The sequence below is a fragment of the Vibrio sp. HI00D65 genome (genome assembly GCF_001635455.1).
GTDB lineage: Bacteria > Pseudomonadota > Gammaproteobacteria > Enterobacterales > Vibrionaceae > Vibrio.
Window position 1 is genome coordinate 1 of the sequence record NZ_LWEH01000317.1, and the last position, 817, is coordinate 817.

Genomic DNA, 817 nt, shown 5'->3' on the forward strand with positions numbered 1-817 from the left:
CCGCGCGGAAGGTATCACCCGCCGCTAGCATCACTTTCTTGCCTTCATTTTGGAATTGTTTCGCTAGCTTACCGATAGTCGTTGTCTTACCAACCCCATTCACACCAACCATTAAGATAACGTAAGGTGTTTTGGTGGTATCAACCACTAATGGCTGTTCCACTTGGCTTAAGATCTCTGCCATCTCTTCTTTCAGCAGACCATAAAGCGCTTCGCCGTCTTTTAAGTCATTACGAGATGCTTTTTCTGTCAGGTTTTCAATGATCTTAACCGTGGTGTTCATACCCACATCCGCGATCAGTAGCTGCTCTTCTAGCTCTTCAAACAGATCATCATCGATTTTCTTACCTTTGAACAAACCAAAGAAGCCTGCACCAATGTTTGCTTTAGTGCGGCTCAGGCTACGCTTTAGGCGAGCAAAGAAACTTTCTGTCGGCTTCTCTTGTACTTCTTCAACCTGAGCTTGAGAAGTAACTTCTTGTTCCTGTTCTGCTTCTGCTTCTGCTGCGACAGGCTGTTGCTCATCTTGAGTCTCTTCCAGAGCTTGCTCTGACTCATCAGGCTTCGCTTCTACTGACTGAGCAGCTTCCGCTTCAGGCGCGACTGGTTCAGCCTCGACTTGTGATTCAACTTCAGTTTGATCTTCAACGTTTTCTACGTTCGCTTCATTCTGAGTTTTTGGGCTTTGTTCTTCTTCACCAAAACCAAGCCACGATAATAATCCGCGCTTCTTTTTTTCCGTCATCAGAGGAGTTTCCTAGATCTACTAATTAGCTGTATTGGCTTAATGCACGTCGACTCTTTGCTATTGTTATAC

At 45.2% G+C, this 817-nt stretch carries 1 protein-coding gene; it reads right to left on the reverse strand.

Annotation, left to right across the window (positions count from 1 at the left end):
- The coding region (locus tag A3712_RS19545; protein ID WP_197465869.1) for a signal recognition particle receptor subunit alpha at positions 1 to 745 on the reverse strand (745 nt) is incomplete at its 3' end.
- Positions 746 to 817: the final 72 nt, after the last annotated feature.